This is a genomic window from Noviherbaspirillum saxi (assembly GCF_003591035.1).
In the GTDB taxonomy this organism is placed as follows: domain Bacteria; phylum Pseudomonadota; class Gammaproteobacteria; order Burkholderiales; family Burkholderiaceae_D; genus Noviherbaspirillum; species Noviherbaspirillum saxi.
In genome coordinates this window covers 1,573,862-1,588,314 of the sequence record NZ_QYUO01000002.1, presented here as the reverse complement: position 1 = coordinate 1,588,314, position 14,453 = coordinate 1,573,862, and the positions used below count along the sequence as shown (strand labels likewise).

Genomic DNA, 14,453 nt, shown 5'->3' with positions numbered 1-14,453 from the left:
CTGGGAATTACATTGGGGGGGCGTATGGCACAAAACTTTTTCGTACAGAACATTGTTGAGAAGTCTGCACAAGTAAGCGGCAAAACGGGAATGACTGGAATCGAGGTCAAGTGTGTTCCTGTTGTTACAAGTCCGCGGGTACAACGTATCGAATTGGAGCGCCGTGATCGCTTTGGACGATTCGGGCGCAGATAATTTTTCTGAAATTTCTGTGTGTGACGTGAGCCTCCAGGCCGCATCATGCATGTGTAATCCTCCTTCAAATTGCCAGCTCCGGCTGAGCGTCGCGTAGACTTCTTTGTCTGTTCAAATACGTCTATGGTTAGCCATAGACGTATTCCTACATCGCAGTATTCGAGCGTTCCAAGAAGGCCGTTCCGTGTAGAACGGCAATACTCCGCTTGCCGCGCGCCTGCGACCGCCACTACAATCTGCCGGGTTGTTGCTACAGACGCGACGAGGCTGAATTGATGGCATTATGAAAATCCTGCTGGTGGAAGACGATGTAATGATCGGTGAAAACATCCAGATTGCACTGGATGGAGAGGGTATTGCCATTGATTGGGTAAGGGACGGAAATGCAGCCGACGCTGCGCTTGCCACACAAACCTACGATGCAGTTCTGCTCGACCTTGGATTGCCTGGAAAAGATGGCATCGAGCTGTTACGCGCGATGCGGACCCGGTCCGACAGCACTCCGGTCATGGCAGTAACTGCGCGCGACACGGTACCCGAGCGGGTGCTTGGCCTCAAGGCTGGTGCCGATGATTACCTGATCAAACCGTTCGATCTCGAAGAACTGATTGCGCGTCTGCATGCGCTGGTGCGGCGCGCGCGAGGCAATACGGATTCGGTGTATCGCAATGGTGAAGTGCTGGTTAATGCAGCAACGCGTCAAGTGATGATTGCAGATCGCCAGGTCATGCTTTCCTCGCGCGAATGGGCGATTCTCGATGCGCTGGTCGCAAGGCCAGGCGCCATTCTTTCACGCACTCAGTTGGAAGAGCGCTTATACGGTTGGGCCGGAGACGTAGAGAGTAATGCCATTGAAGTGTACATACATGGCTTGCGAAAAAAGCTGGGGCAACAGTTCGTCATCAATGTCCGCGGCCTGGGCTACATGGTAGAGAAAAACTGATGCGGTCTTTGCGTATAAGGCTCATCCTGCTGCTGGGCGTGGCGATTATGGGGTCCGCCGCGCTCCAGTTTGCCGTCTCTCTGCGCGAAGCGATGCAGGAGGCGAACAAGCTGTTCGACTACCACATGAAGCAGATGGCGTTCGCACTCAAGGACACCGGTCTTGACGATACCGAGTGGTATACCTCGTCCAAGCCCAGTACCAATTTCGATTTCGTGATTCAGATATGGAGCGATGACGGTGTCAGGGTTTTTCAGCGACGCCCGTATCTGTTCCTTCCGCAGCAGGCCGAAGTCGGTTTTTCGACCGTATCGCTGAATAACGGTGACTGGCGCGTCTATGCGATCGAACATCAGGCCAGACGGATTCAGGTCGCACAAAAAATGGAGACACGGCGCGATCGTGCCATCTCGCTGGCCGTACATTCCTTGTGGCCCATCATTCCGGTATCGCTGTTGCTGTTTGCCGTAGCATGGTGGGTTGTTACATCCGCGCTGAGCCCGCTTAACCGCATCGGCCACGATCTCGCGCATCGCAATGCCGACTCGCTTGCGCCTGTCTCCGATGAAGGCGTGCCGCGCGAAGTCTCGCTGCTGGTTGCCGAACTCAATTCCTTGCTCGGGCGCATGGCCAATGCCCTGCGTTCGCAGCAGCATTTCGTGGCCGATGCCGCCCATGAACTCCGCTCCCCGCTTACCGCCCTGAAGTTGCAGCTACAGACGCTGACGCGGGCAAAGGACGAAGCTGCGCGCACACAGGCCGTGGCGCGCCTGCAAGGCGGGGTCGAGCGTGCATCAAGACTGGTGGAGCAATTGCTTGCGCTTGCACGGCAAGACCCGCTTTCGGATTCTCCGCCACAGGCACCGGTTCGACTTTCGGCTTGCATGGAAAATGCCATCTCGGATGTCGGTCCGCTTGCGTCGTCTCGCAATGTGGAAATTCGACTTGGCGATGTGGCCGACATCAGCGTTTCAGGCAATGCTGAAGCATTGCGCATCATGATTCGCAATTTGATCGACAACGCGGTCCGATATGCACCGCATGATGGAACAGTTGCGATCGCAATCTCGTTCGAAAACGCAAGGGTCATGCTGACAGTGGAGGATTCCGGGCCCGGTATTTCGGAAGAGAATCGATTGCGCGTATTCGACCGATTCTATCGCGTGCCCGGGACTAGCGCAGGAGGCAGTGGTTTAGGTCTTGCAATTGTGAAGGCAATCGCAGACCGTCATGACGCAACGGTACACTTAGGACATTCAAGGCTTGGTGGGTTAAAGGTGGACATCATGATGTCAGCCGCTATGGCAGAAACAAGCGAATCCGCACCTGCTTGAGCAGGGTGCGGCTGTCCGAAGATATATAGAATGTATTTCTTTGGGGCAGAAATAGTTCCATAAAAAAATCGGATTTACAAAGGGAAAGCCCGCGTCTTTCGGACACGGGCTTTCTGTTGTCTCCCACTCTCTTCGGATATGGATTTTTAACTGCAAACGGATTTTGCACCATTTTTTTGCATTTGAAAATACCTGTGCCGCACTTTGAGCCTTACATAAAATACATATTTCCTCGGTTTAAGTCTCGCCTAAGTTTCTTGATGCAAGATGGCAAATATCAACAGAGGACATGCGTTTACCGGTCGCATTGCCTTTTCAGGTGAGGCTATGTTGCTGTCAAGTCGATTTTATTCGCTGTTCATGCATGACAGGTTCGTGTATTGGCAGCCGGAATAAATTACCGACAGATATATAGTCTGGAATCCTTTCAGTCCGCTCCGGCCAGTCCGGACGGACTGTTTTTTCAGTCGTTTTGGGAAACTTCTCAAGCAGATTCTTCGATTGCAAGCAGTGCCAACTCGCTGAACCGCCGGCGATGATCTCACTAATAGCACGAACCTGAACCTTGGCGACAGTCGACATACTTTTCACGCTGATAAAAGTTTGATGGTTTCGTGCCGCGGATTTGTATTCCCATGCTAGACCGATCTTCTATAGGCGATTAGCTACAATTTGCGCAAAGACAAGTATGAGAGGCCAAGGTATGGTGCAGAAGTAAGGAAATGTTTTATGCAGCAAAATTACATCCCGGATGAAGTAAAACAGTTCATCCTGGGAACGATTCCCTCTGTTCCATTTCTTGAGGCAATGCTATTGATCAGGGCCAAAGCCGAGCATCCATGGGACGGCAGCAGGCTGGCGAAGCGTCTGTACATGACCGAGCGCGCAGCGACGGACGTTCTAAACCAACTTCATCAAGCTGGTCTGACAAAGGAGATCGAGGGATTACCCGGTTTCCATTGCTATGCGCCATCGAAGCCGGGAGTAGCAGTCATTATCGACCAGCTTGCAAGTACATATGCGCAGCATCTGGTTGAGATCAGCAATCTGATTCATTCCGCGAACATGCATGGTCCTGTGACGTCCACTGCATCAGCGGCGACAGGCAAGATTGGGAAATAGGACAGAACGCTTTTGCCTGCACAGGCTTGGACATTGCATCCATTCGACGGAACAATTCCCGTACCTGGAATATGCACGAGCCGTTCTATGTTGCCGCATGGGCGATCTTGCGCTATCAGAAAATCTACATAAATTCCGACCGCCTTTCGGAGGAAAACGGTAGCGTGTTATAGAGAGAGCAGGGGATGTTTACTGATGGTCTGCTGACGGTCTGGGAATGGGGATGAATATTGCATAAGGGCATTAGAGTTTATGGCTCGTTTTTGATCTTAATCCTAATAAATGCGAATTTGCGACGCGGCGTGAGCAGTAGTGCTCGATCCACACGCATGGAGGATGCATGACCGAATTTTTTCCACTTAGCGTGGATTTTGTCTGGCCGCTGGCAGTGGCAGTCGCATGGATACTGGGTGAACTCGTCCATAGGGGCACCAACCTGCCACGAATCAGTATCTACAGTCTGACAGGCATGTTCCTGTCTTATGCACAGACAGGATTGCTGCCGCGGCCCAGCGACAGTTCAATCATGTTGATTGCCAACATGGCCTTCGGACTTATCCTGTTCGAGTTTGCATATCGAATCAATCTGCGTTGGCTTCGGACCAACTGGTGGATCGCCGCGAGCGGTGTGGTGGAATCAGTCATTACGTTCGTACTCGTATATGTCGTGGTTTCTTCGTTAGGAATGCAAGGATTACCCGGACTATTGGTGTCCGCACTGGCGGTCTCCACGTCACCTGCCGAAGTTTTGCGTGTAGTCAATGAACAGCGTAGTTCAGGCCAAGTCACCGAGCGTGTGCTGCACATGGCTGCACTCAACTGTTTTTTTGCTGTGTTCGTCTTTAATCTGATTGTCGGTCTTTGGTCGTTTCAAAGCTCCGGTAGCATTTGGGGCGCGGTCTCCAATAGCCTGCTTGTGTTAGGCGCGTCCTGTGCCATCGGGGTAGCTTTCGGTTACGCAGTACCCGCATTGTTGCGCAAATTGGGCACCCTGGGGCAGGATGCGACTATAGCATTTGCCATCGCAGTAATCCTGTTGGCTGCACTGGCGCAGACATTCAAGGTCTCCGCTATCGTCGCGACGCTGAGTTTTGGATTTGTTGTCCGTCATCGGCGTGTGACGCTTGGTCAGGCCCAGCGAAATTTCGGTGTGCTGGGCGATCTGCTTACCGTACTTCTTTTCGTATTTATCGGTGCGACGCTGGCCTGGCCAAGAATTGTTACCGGTGTTCATATTGCGCTCGCACTGTTGGCCGCGCGCTTTATGTCGAAATTGTTTGGAGCCATGCTGTTTGCTCGCCTGAGCGGAACAACATGGCGCAAGGGAGCATTGACCGGTATCGCAATGTCACCGATGTCGGTATTGGTTATCGGCCTGTTGGTGCAGACCAGGTCCATGGGGGTCGACCTGATGGACCAGCTTGCGCCGCTGGCCGCAGCGACGCTGCTGCTTGCCGTTTTCGGACCAGTTCTTACGCTGCTGGCGTTGCGGTTTGCGGGCGAGACATCGGAAAGGGAGGAGTAGCAGCATGCCGCTTGAGCCATTCAGCACGTCAAAACCCTTGACGCTCGGCGTCGAGCTTGAACTCCAGCTTGTGAGTTTGAGCGATTTCGATCTTGTCGACGCAAGCCCGGACATGCTTGCCCTGCTTGCTCGAAAACGCTTTCCAGGAAACGTCGTACCTGAGATCACCGAAAGCATGATCGAGGTATCGACCGACATACACACTGGCTACTACGGATTACTGTCGCAATTGCGCGAAATCCGCGATGCACTGGTTCATGCTGGCGACATGCTCAATGTAGGTGTCTGTGGGGGTGGCACGCACCCATTCCAGAAATGGTCGGAGCGCAAGATATTTTCCAAACCGCGCTTCAAGGAAGTGTCCACGCTATACGGCTATCTCGCCAAGCAGTTCACCATATTCGGCCAGCACGTCCATGTGGGATGCGGATCCGGCGACGAGGCGCTGAACCTTTTGCATTGTCTCAACAGGTTCGTTCCGCATTTCATCGCACTGTCGGCATCGTCGCCATACTTTCAGGGCCGTGATACTTTGTTCAATTCTTCACGTCTGAATTCTGTCTTCGCGTTTCCTCTCAGCGGTCGAGCGCCGTTTCTGCTTTCCTGGGACGCCTTTCGCACCGAGTTCTTCTCCAAGATGGAAAGCACCGGAATCGTAAAGAGCATGAAGGACTTTTACTGGGATATCCGACCCAAGCCGGAGTACGGCACGATTGAACTGCGTGTCTGCGACACGCCTTTGACGGTCGAACGGGCCGCGGCGCTGGCCTGCTATCTGCAAGCGCTATGCAGTTATCTCCGTGAGGGGACCGAGCCTGCGCCGCGTGAAGAGGATTATCTCGTCTATAACTACAATCGTTTTCAGGCATGCCGTTTTGGGCTCGATGGAACGATCGTGCATCCACAGACGCACGAAAGCTTGTCGGTGCGCGAAGATATTCTGACGACCTTGCGCAAGATCGAGCCCTTTGCAGCGCAACTGGATTGCCTGCCGGCGCTGGAACATATCTACAAGACGTCGCATGAAGGCAGCGATGCTACCTTTCTGCGGCAGCAGCGGGCGAGCAGCGGAAGCACCGAAGGAGTCGTCAATGCTTCGGTTCGCCGCTTTCGTCAAGATACGCCTTAAGTGCCTACAGGCAGAAGCCGGGCAGACGCTTCGATACATGCTTTGCGTCCATACCGATGTCATAGATGCGCCTGCTATGATGATCGCCCGACTTGGACTTGTATATAAGTTGTGATGACGGACAAACGTGGCCGGAGGAATCAATGACGAGTGAGCGATTCGATTTTATTGGTGGCTCGGCGCAAACACTTGCTGCACGGCTGGACTTACCGGATGGTCGGCCCAGTGCGTTTGCACTGTTTGCGCATTGCTTCACCTGCGGAAAAGACATCTTTGCGGCAAGCCGTATTGCACAGGCATTGACCGGCCATGGCATTGCGGTATTACGTTTTGACTTTACTGGACTCGGTGCCAGCGAGGGAGAGTTCGCCAATACGAACTTTTCATCGAATCTGGAGGATTTGCTCGCCGCCGCAAACCACTTGAGGACCAAGCATCGCGCGCCAACACTGCTGATAGGGCATAGTCTTGGCGGCGCAGCGGTATTGGCCGCGGCATCGCTAGTTCCGGAGGTACGCGGTGTCGTCACGATAGGGGCGCCAAGCGATCCTTCTCATGTCGTCGCACAATTTGGAACCCAGGTCAGGGACATAGAACGTGATGGGGAAGCGGAAGTAAAACTTGCCGGACGGCCGTTCCGGATCAAACGCCAGTTTCTGGACGATCTCGCGGGGCAGCGCTTGCTGTCAAAGGTCAACTCGCTAAGTGCAGCACTGATGGTAATGCATTCACCTAAAGACGCTACGGTCAAGTTGAACAATGCAACCCGTATCTTTGCTGCCGCTCCGCATCCGAAAAGCTTTATTTCGCTTGACGACGCTGATCACCTGCTCACACGACGCAGCGACGCGCTCTACGTGGCCGACATCATCGCTGCATGGAGCAGGCGTTATATTGCCGACCCGGCACAGGAATAAGGCCGGCGTCGACAATCGACAAGATTGATTACTTGACCTTGACCTTTGCAACCAAATCCTTCAGTGCCGGAGCGGCTTTGAAGCGCACGTTCTTGGATGCCTTGATTTTGATGGACTCGCCAGTTGCCGGATTGCGTCCAGTGCGGGCCGCGCGCTGTGCAACCGTAAAGGTGCCCAGGTCAGGAAAGGAAAAGCGGCCTTCCTTCTTCAAATCTGTACCGATAAAGCCGAAAACTTGCTCGACAATCTGTTTTGCCTTGACCTTGGTAATTTCATGGTCAGCTGCAATCTTGTCGATGATTTCGCTCTTGTTCATTAAAGCTCCTGTTGAAAAAACATGTCAAAAGTAGTGCAGGCGGAAATATATCTCATAAGCGACATTCTGTCGCTATCCGCTGCTGAAGGGAAACGTTGAATGATTGTATCCTCAGATATAAGCAACTTGTTTCCGGTTTTCCCGAATAAGCTTCGTTCCAAGACGCAATTACTGTTGGATCTCAAACCGCCGTTGCAATGGACATGGAAAATATCGTCCACAGATCGTTGTTGCGCGTTTGCACCATATTGATGCAACCCTATACTGTGGGTCACATGACATTGTCGGCATGTCCCCATTTTCAAATGCCTTTAAATCTTGAAGACACTAAGTTGTGACTTGAAGAGCGACGAACATAGTAATACCTCGAAAATGCAGAGCGTATGAAGGCAAGTATTGACCGTCTCGCGGGATCGGCAGAGAGAGGTCTGATACGCTGCCGTAATATTTCACAGGCTTGGATCACTGGCCAAGCCGCCAATATATGGGAAGGTATGCAGCAACTGCACAGCTTGTACTACCGAGAAAACCTGCTTCTGGCCGGCGCACTGTCGGATGGATTCGCGACGTCTGTCGACCTTGTGGACCATCGTATGTTTGTGAGCAGAGTAGAACCTGCAAAGCGTGGCCGGAATGCAGCTATTGCTTATTTCAACGAATATATATTTGGTTGCGGTCCCCGTTTAAGCCTTGTGCCCGGAAAAGGAACGTCGAGCGAGGCACGCCGTGAATAATCCTGTTCCTGTCAATATTCTGCTGGTAGATGATCAGCCGGCGAACCTGCTTGCGTTAGAAACCGTGCTCGAAAAGCTTGACGAGACATTGATTTCCGTCACGTCAGGCGAAGAAGCGCTACGCAAGGTACTCGGAACAGATTTCGCCGCTATCTTGCTTGACGTGCGCATGCCGACCATGAGCGGTTTTGAAACGGCGCGATTGATAAGAACCCACCCGCGATCCAGCCGGACGCCGATCATTTTTCTCACTGCGGCGCCTGATGATCCGAATTTTCCCGTTGACGAAGCGTATGCTCTTGGCGCCGTTGATTACCTGACCAAGCCTATTGTGCCGGCCGTACTGCAAGCCAAAGTCTCTTTTTTTGTGGATCTGTATCGCAAGACAGCGGATTTGGCACGTATTGAACGCGAGCGCCATATGGCTGCGCTCAATGAAAAAGATGCTCGCATCCGCCTTCTTTTGGGCAACATCAAGGATTATGCGTTCGTCGTGACCGATGTCGACGGACGAATCAGCGAATGGGAAGGCGGCGCGGAGGAAATTACCGGCTGGCGCGCCGTGGACGCAATCGGTCAATCGGCCGCTATTCTTTATCTGCCAGAGGATTGTCTGTCGGGCAGACCCGAGATCGAAATGGCGGAAGCAAAAGACAATGGCCGTTCAGAAGACAAACGCTGGCATGCACGCAAGGATGGAAGTCGCTTTTATGCGGATGGCGTGACGATTGCGTTGAATGATGCACAAGGCCAATTGCGTGGATTCACCAAGATATTTCGCGATGCAACCGCAGCGAAGCAGGCCGCTGACGATTTGAGAATGAGCGAAGAGCGGCTGCGTCAGAGTCGCGAACGAGTCAAGCTTGCTACTGAAGCCGCAGGATTGGGCGTATGGCTATGGGACGCACCCACCGGATTGATTACCTGGGAAAACGACCGATTGAATCAGGCCTTGGGCATACCGCCCTTGGAAGCATCGACAATTGCTGCGGAATTCGCACGGCGTTTTCTTCATTCGGAAGACGCGCCTGCATTCCTGCAAGCGCTTGAAGACATGACATACAGCGGCGCCGTTTTTCATTTGCAGGCGCGCGTTTCGGGCCCGGCGAAAGAGCCGCGCTGGCTGGAGTTTTCCGGATTGCGCCAGCGAACCTCCGCCGGGGACATGCAAGTCCTCGGAATGGCAGCTGACATTACCGCACGCAAGCAGGTCGAGCAACGTGAGCGTGAGGCTGCTGCCGAGGCGTTCGCCGCCGCGGAGGCCAACGCCAAGTTTCGGACCTTCTTCGATCAAGGCTCATACTTCGCGGGCGTCATGGCTCTCGACGGGACAATTATCGAAGCCAACCGTCTGTGTCTCGAAGCCTGTGGGTTCACGCGCGAGGAAGTCGTCGGTAAAAAATTCTGGGATTGCGGGTGGTGGAACCGCTCGCCGGAGCTCATGGACATGGTGCGCTCGGGATACATGGAAGCGGTTGCCGGCAATACCTTTAAACGCGAAACTGTTTACTTCGTGGCCGATGGCAGCCAACGGTTTATTGAGCTGATCCTGGCGCCTGTTACCGACAGCATGGGACGTGTGCTTTACGTAGCACCGACCGGTACGGATGTAACCGACAGAAAACGTGCGGCAGACGATTTACGTCGTCTGGCGGCCGATCTGGCCGAGGCCGACCGGCGCAAGACCGAGTTTCTCGCAACACTTGCCCATGAGCTGCGCAACCCGCTGGCACCACTGCAAAACGGCCTTGAGATCATGCGTCTTGCAGCTGACAATCCGGAAGTCGTCGGCAGAACGCGAGACATGATGGAGCGACAGCTTGCGCACATGGTTCATCTGGTGGACGATCTGCTCGATGTCGCACGTATCACACGCGGCAAGGTACATCTTAAAAAAGAAAAGGTTGAACTGAAAAATGTGGTGGCGAGCGCCATCGAAACCAGCATGCCGCAGATTCAAGCCTGCGGGCATCAACTGGTTACCCAACTGGAAGAAGCATCTCTGCTGCTGGATGCCGACCCCACCAGACTTTCTCAAATCATCAGCAATCTGCTGAACAATGCAGCCAAATACACTTCACGTGGCGGCCGCATCATTTTGTCGGCATGCCGGGAAAACAACGAGATAGCGATAACGGTGACTGACAATGGCGTTGGCATTCCACCCGAAATGCTGCCGACGGTATTCGAAATGTTTACGCAGGTATCGCAGAATCTGAATCAGGCCCAAGGTGGTCTTGGTATCGGACTTACGCTTGTTCGCCGTTTAACAGAACTGCATGGCGGAACAATTACGGCGGCCAGCGCCGGTAGCGGAAAGGGCAGCAGCTTCACAGTACGCTTGCCGTTCGCACAAGCACGGGAAGAGCGGCCCGCGCCGACTAATAAGCCAGTTGTTCCGATTGGAAACTCTGGAAGGCGCGTACTTGTTGTCGACGACAACAGCGATGTCGCCGAAAGTCTCTCAGCGCTGCTGCAGGTCGGAGGCTATACAACCCGGGTTGCGAATGACGCCATGCAAACCTTCGAAATGGCCCGCGAGTTCATGCCGGAAGTCGTCTTTCTGGATATTGGAATGCCTGGAATGAATGGATATGAAGTGGCACGCGCATTACGCAAAACTCCGGGCATGGAGCACGTTGTTTTGGTGGCGTTATCCGGCTGGGGAAATGAAAACGATAGAAGCCGTTCAAGAGCCGCCGGGTTTGACGAACATCTCACTAAGCCCGCCGGGCTGGCGGCCGTCAATCGTCTGCTTTCAAAATTGTCGTGGTCACATGATTCGGCATCTACCGGGTGACTGGAGCGTGCAGACTAAGGGCGTGCACTAGATGCTTTGTTCGCGAATGAAGGTGGAAAGGCTCGCCAGAGTGCAAGATGCCTGCCTTCCGTAACGATTGCTTTCTGCCTGCGGATCTGGTTGGTATGCCGCCCCGTTCTGAATCGGATCTGACGGCACACCTAGCTGCCGTCATGCATATCAGTTGCATGTACAGCAGATGACGTGATCATATCCTTCGCTTGTGACAAGGGCATGACGAATCGCAACAAGATTATATTGCTACAACATCAACCATATCATTCAGCGCTGGGGGAATTCGCTCGTGCGCAATGCATGAACGATATCGAAAGCCCGGCATATATCACTGATCACTGCTTGCCATACTCATGGCTTCGTTTATTCTGAAGCTGTGAGGTAAATTTCGAGTAGAGCCATGATATTTGCTGCGAACAAGAATACCAATAGTCAGAAGGCAGAACTGGACTTCTCGCGTCGTCGGGCACTTTTCCTTTTGGGTGCCTCATTGATTAGTGCATCAGCCAAGGGGGCCTCTACAGCCGATACGCGTGGGATGCCCGGTCTGCCAAGCTGCATCGTCACGCCACAGCAAACGGAAGGCCCATTCTTTATAGACGAACGCCTGCAGAGATCTGACATACGCACCGATCCCTACGATGGCTCCGTCAGCGTAGGGACGGCACTCGCGCTCACACTTCGCGTTTATGCGGTCGGCGCCAACAGATGTGCTCCCATTGCCGGTGCGATGGTGGATATCTGGCACTGTGATGCAAATGGCCATTACTCCGGCGTTATCGACGGTACCAGTATTGAAAAGGAAAAAAAATTCCTGCGCGGGTTCCAGATTACCGGACGCGACGGAGCGGTAAATTTCGTGACAGTTTACCCCGGTTGGTATCCGGGACGTGCCGTGCACATTCATTTCAAGGTCCGCAACAATCTGAACACCCGGCGTGCGAATGAATTCACGTCGCAACTGTACTTTGACGAATCTGTGACCGACCAGGTGCATTCATCGGAGGTTTATGCAAGGCGTGGACGTCGTATGGTTTTAAACAGCAGAGATGGACTATTTCAACGCGACCAGGGCTCTCATCTTTTGTTAAGACCGGAGAAGACGACGACAGCTTATGTTGCTGCATTCGACATCGGGCTTCGTATGTAAAACCTGTTGCGTCCTTGCATCCAGTGGCCGCGTGCATTGACACCGAGGTTAGCTCCATAGGTGCGCGAAGATGCACCTTGAAAGCATCTCGATGTTTCGCCGTGGCGGTACGTCGCAACTTATATGAAAATAAATTCCGTTTTAACGGGCGACTAATGGCGCGGTGTATTTTTGATAACATTGTTCCGCTCGCACTGACCATGAAATCCAGATGAAGCTCGCGCGCTTTTTTTGTTGTAAAACGCATGGCAGGAAAAAAGATTTGCATGTCGCCCATGTGTTTGCTATAGTTCGGCTCCCGTCGCGACACGCAGCAAACAAAGCGCGGAAGCGAAGGGTGCAAGGGATGCAAAATGGTCCTTGAAGCGCAGCAGACGGTCCCTGCATTGCAGGGGACGGCGACAGACACAACGCTCTGTCGGAGCAAGCGGATCTTTAACAACTAACAGCCGATAAGTGTGGGCGCTTGGTGTGGTGGAGTTGATGGTTTCGGCCATTGGCATTACACAAGTATCAAGTGCTCACAAAGAAATATAGGTAAGCATCGCAAGATGTTACTTGTCAGTATTTTGAGTGGGCGACACCTCGAACGAGGTTGCCAGCAATGGCACAAACAGAGATTGAACTGAAGAGTTTGATCCTGGCTCAGATTGAACGCTGGCGGCATGCCTTACACATGCAAGTCGAACGGCAGCGCGGGAGCAATCCTGGCGGCGAGTGGCGAACGGGTGAGTAATGTATCGGAACGTGCCCTAGAGTGGGGGATAACTAGTCGAAAGATTAGCTAATACCGCATACGATCTAAGGATGAAAGTGGGGGACCGCAAGGCCTCATGCTCGTGGAGCGGCCGATATCTGATTAGCTAGTTGGTAGGGTAAAAGCCTACCAAGGCGACGATCAGTAGCTGGTCTGAGAGGACGACCAGCCACACTGGGACTGAGACACGGCCCAGACTCCTACGGGAGGCAGCAGTGGGGAATTTTGGACAATGGGGGCAACCCTGATCCAGCAATGCCGCGTGAGTGAAGAAGGCCTTCGGGTTGTAAAGCTCTTTTGTCAGGGAAGAAACGGTCTGGGTGAATATCCTGGGCTAATGACGGTACCTGAAGAATAAGCACCGGCTAACTACGTGCCAGCAGCCGCGGTAATACGTAGGGTGCGAGCGTTAATCGGAATTACTGGGCGTAAAGCGTGCGCAGGCGGTTGTGCAAGACAGATGTGAAATCCCCGGGCTTAACCTGGGAATGGCATTTGTGACTGCACGGCTAGAGTGTGTCAGAGGGGGGTAGAATTCCACGTGTAGCAGTGAAATGCGTAGATATGTGGAGGAATACCGATGGCGAAGGCAGCCCCCTGGGATAACACTGACGCTCATGCACGAAAGCGTGGGGAGCAAACAGGATTAGATACCCTGGTAGTCCACGCCCTAAACGATGTCAACTAGTTGTCGGGGATTAATTTCCTTGGTAACGCAGCTAACGCGTGAAGTTGACCGCCTGGGGAGTACGGTCGCAAGATTAAAACTCAAAGGAATTGACGGGGACCCGCACAAGCGGTGGATGATGTGGATTAATTCGATGCAACGCGAAAAACCTTACCTACCCTTGACATGGTCGGAATCCTGGAGAGATCTGGGAGTGCTCGAAAGAGAACCGGCGCACAGGTGCTGCATGGCTGTCGTCAGCTCGTGTCGTGAGATGTTGGGTTAAGTCCCGCAACGAGCGCAACCCTTGTCATTAGTTGCTACGAAAGGGCACTCTAATGAGACTGCCGGTGACAAACCGGAGGAAGGTGGGGATGACGTCAAGTCCTCATGGCCCTTATGGGTAGGGCTTCACACGTCATACAATGGTACATACAGAGGGCTGCCAACCCGCGAGGGGGAGCTAATCCCAGAAAGTGTATCGTAGTCCGGATTGTAGTCTGCAACTCGACTGCATGAAGTTGGAATCGCTAGTAATCGCGGATCAGCATGTCGCGGTGAATACGTTCCCGGGTCTTGTACACACCGCCCGTCACACCATGGGAGCGGGTTTTACCAGAAGTAGGTAGCCTAACCGCAAGGAGGGCGCTTACCACGGTAGGATTCGTGACTGGGGTGAAGTCGTAACAAGGTAGCCGTATCGGAAGGTGCGGCTGGATCACCTCCTTTCTAGAGTAAAGCCATCGCGTCAAGCGTTCACACTTATCGGTATGTTGGTAGAGACAGCAAGAACAGTGTAAGTCGGCAGTCGGCACGCAATACAGTCTGCCGGGGGTTTGGCTAGGTACT

General features: G+C 53.3%; 10 protein-coding genes and 1 rRNA gene. 10 read left to right on the top strand and 1 reads right to left on the bottom strand.

Annotated features, from left to right (window positions below; translation table 11 throughout):
- The first annotated feature begins 478 nt into the window (after positions 1 to 478).
- The 6 genes from D3871_RS22820 (at position 479) to D3871_RS22795 (ending at position 7,165) form a co-directional block, all read left to right on the top strand.
- Positions 479 to 1,138, top strand: coding sequence for a response regulator (locus D3871_RS22820; RefSeq protein WP_119771308.1), 660 nt, complete (start codon positions 479 to 481; stop codon positions 1,136 to 1,138).
- Complete coding sequence (locus tag D3871_RS22815; RefSeq protein WP_119771307.1) at positions 1,138 to 2,472, top strand: ATP-binding protein; 1,335 nt, start codon at positions 1,138 to 1,140, stop codon at positions 2,470 to 2,472. Before D3871_RS22820 ends, D3871_RS22815 begins: the two co-directional genes overlap by 1 nt.
- A gap of 729 nt (positions 2,473 to 3,201) precedes the next feature.
- Positions 3,202 to 3,594 carry a hypothetical protein gene (locus D3871_RS22810; RefSeq protein ID WP_119771306.1) on the top strand — a complete coding sequence of 131 codons (393 nt, stop codon included), beginning with the start codon at positions 3,202 to 3,204 and terminating at the stop codon, positions 3,592 to 3,594.
- A gap of 340 nt (positions 3,595 to 3,934) precedes the next feature.
- Entirely contained in the window at positions 3,935 to 5,119 is a 1,185-nt protein-coding gene (locus D3871_RS22805; protein WP_119771305.1) for a cation:proton antiporter, read from the top strand.
- A gap of 4 nt (positions 5,120 to 5,123) precedes the next feature.
- A complete protein-coding gene (locus D3871_RS22800; RefSeq protein WP_119771304.1) occupies positions 5,124 to 6,248 on the top strand; it encodes a YbdK family carboxylate-amine ligase in 1,125 nt (374 codons plus the stop codon).
- A 143-nt stretch (positions 6,249 to 6,391) separates the two neighbouring features.
- A complete protein-coding gene (locus tag D3871_RS22795; RefSeq protein WP_119771303.1) occupies positions 6,392 to 7,165 on the top strand; it encodes an alpha/beta hydrolase family protein in 774 nt (257 codons plus the stop codon).
- A gap of 28 nt (positions 7,166 to 7,193) precedes the next feature.
- Here the strand turns inward: D3871_RS22795 and D3871_RS22790 are convergent, their stop codons facing one another.
- Entirely contained in the window at positions 7,194 to 7,481 is a 288-nt protein-coding gene (locus tag D3871_RS22790; protein WP_119771302.1) for an HU family DNA-binding protein, read from the bottom strand.
- A gap of 383 nt (positions 7,482 to 7,864) precedes the next feature.
- On the opposite strand from D3871_RS22790, the gene D3871_RS30360 reads away from it, so the two are divergent.
- The 4 genes from D3871_RS30360 to D3871_RS22775 all read left to right on the top strand — a co-directional run bounded on the left by D3871_RS30360 (position 7,865) and on the right by D3871_RS22775 (position 14,333).
- On the top strand, positions 7,865 to 8,215 hold the full coding sequence (locus tag D3871_RS30360; RefSeq protein WP_158598024.1) for a hypothetical protein: 351 nt from the start codon (positions 7,865 to 7,867) through the stop codon (positions 8,213 to 8,215).
- Positions 8,208 to 11,015, top strand: coding sequence for a response regulator (locus tag D3871_RS22785; RefSeq protein ID WP_158598023.1), 2,808 nt, complete (start codon positions 8,208 to 8,210; stop codon positions 11,013 to 11,015). The genes D3871_RS30360 and D3871_RS22785 overlap by 8 nt, the downstream gene beginning before the upstream one ends.
- Before the next feature lie 415 nt (positions 11,016 to 11,430).
- Positions 11,431 to 12,180, top strand: a complete 750-nt coding sequence (locus tag D3871_RS22780) for an intradiol ring-cleavage dioxygenase (RefSeq protein WP_119771300.1) — start codon at positions 11,431 to 11,433, stop codon at positions 12,178 to 12,180.
- Between the two features lie 622 nt (positions 12,181 to 12,802).
- Positions 12,803 to 14,333, top strand: a 16S ribosomal RNA gene (locus D3871_RS22775).
- The last annotated feature ends 120 nt before the right edge of the window (positions 14,334 to 14,453 follow it).

What these genes read in the sequence shown, in the direction of transcription:
- D3871_RS22780 (WP_119771300.1), top strand. Translation starts at nt 11,431, where the DNA reads ATGATATTTGCTGCGAACAAGAATACCAATAGTCAGAAGGCAGAACTG.
- D3871_RS22805 (WP_119771305.1), top strand. Translation starts at nt 3,935, where the DNA reads ATGACCGAATTTTTTCCACTTAGCGTGGATTTTGTCTGGCCGCTGGCA.
- D3871_RS30360 (WP_158598024.1), top strand. Translation starts at nt 7,865, where the DNA reads ATGAAGGCAAGTATTGACCGTCTCGCGGGATCGGCAGAGAGAGGTCTG.
- D3871_RS22810 (WP_119771306.1), top strand. Translation starts at nt 3,202, where the DNA reads ATGCAGCAAAATTACATCCCGGATGAAGTAAAACAGTTCATCCTGGGA.
- D3871_RS22820 (WP_119771308.1), top strand. Translation starts at nt 479, where the DNA reads ATGAAAATCCTGCTGGTGGAAGACGATGTAATGATCGGTGAAAACATC.
- D3871_RS22815 (WP_119771307.1), top strand. Translation starts at nt 1,138, where the DNA reads ATGCGGTCTTTGCGTATAAGGCTCATCCTGCTGCTGGGCGTGGCGATT.
- D3871_RS22795 (WP_119771303.1), top strand. Translation starts at nt 6,392, where the DNA reads ATGACGAGTGAGCGATTCGATTTTATTGGTGGCTCGGCGCAAACACTT.
- D3871_RS22790 (WP_119771302.1), bottom strand. Translation starts at nt 7,481, where the DNA reads ATGAACAAGAGCGAAATCATCGACAAGATTGCAGCTGACCATGAAATT.
- D3871_RS22800 (WP_119771304.1), top strand. Translation starts at nt 5,124, where the DNA reads ATGCCGCTTGAGCCATTCAGCACGTCAAAACCCTTGACGCTCGGCGTC.